This is a genomic window from Mycolicibacterium xanthum (assembly GCF_019710635.1).
In the GTDB taxonomy this organism is placed as follows: Bacteria; Actinomycetota; Actinomycetes; order Mycobacteriales; family Mycobacteriaceae; genus Mycobacterium; species Mycobacterium xanthum.
The window spans coordinates 1-1,043 of sequence record NZ_JAIFZS010000019.1 but is presented as its reverse complement, the minus strand read 5'-3'; the positions used below and the strand labels follow the sequence as shown (position 1 = coordinate 1,043).

The 1,043-nt window shown below is 64.8% G+C and carries 1 protein-coding gene; it reads right to left on the bottom strand.

The window, feature by feature from the left end:
- Positions 1–21: 21 nt before the first annotated feature.
- The gene (locus tag JDV09_RS09780; RefSeq protein ID WP_221368930.1) at positions 22–939 is read right to left on the bottom strand and encodes an IS982 family transposase; all 918 of its coding nucleotides are present in this window, start codon (positions 937–939) and stop codon (positions 22–24) included.
- Positions 940–1,043 lie beyond the last annotated feature (104 nt).

The window sequence follows — 1,043 nt, the reverse complement described above, 5'->3', positions numbered from 1 at the left end:
CTAGATGAGTGATTCCAAGGGTCAGTGGTCGTAGGCGGTCAGTGATCGGTGGATGTTGGCGCCGATGGTGTCGTTGTGCCAGATCGCGGCGGTGAGTGCGAGGATGCGCTGGGCGATCCGCGCGCAGACCCCGGCGATGGTGCGTCCGCCGTGGGCTTCGAGGTCGAGCTGACCTTTGAGGGTGTCGTTGATCGATTCGATGATCTGGCGCAAGGGTTTGAAGAACCGTTCGCCGGGGCGGGGTTGTTCGCCCTTGCGGGCAGGCCGCAGCAACTCGACCCCGGCATCGGCGACGTCGGCCTCGAACGCGACGCCGTAGTAGTTCTTGTCGCCGATCCAGATCAAGCCGGTGTGATCGAGGTGGGCCAGCGTCGGTGTGTTGGCGACGATGTCGGCCAGCACGGCGCGTTCGTCGGCCTTGGCGCCGGTCAGCGCCCACCCCATGGGCAGGCCGTGCAGGGTGCACACCAGATGCAGGCGTAGTCCCCAGAAGTACCGCGAATGCGAAGCGCAGTAACCGTATTCGGCCCAGCCGGCGAGGTCGGACCGTTTGACCGTCTCGCGGGATCGGGCGCATTCGACCGGAGTGGAGTCGATGACCCACACGTCGTCGGTCACGATGCTGGTGCGCGCACCCAGCGCCGCGGTCAGCCAGGACATCGTGTCGGCCAGCTTGCGTAGCCGCTTGTTGTACCCGGACTGCCCCGGCAGTGCGGGAAACATCGCCCGCAGCCGGGCACGTGCATAGCGCAGCCACCGCCGTTCGCTGGTATAGCCCAATAACGCCTGCATCACCGCCAGCGTGAGCAACTCCGCGTCGGTGATCTGCGGTTGCAGGCCGATCGCAGGACGAGCGGGGACTCGCTCGGGGTGGCGTTTCAACAGGTCATCGCAGGTCACATAGAGTGCCGTTGCGAGGGTGTCCAGATCGGTGTCCACAAGGGCCTCCCGGCTCGAGTTGGGTTAGCAACACCGAGTCTGGGCACCCTCCATCTCAAATCACACGCGCCACACCAGTCACACTCTTGGAATCACTCATCTAG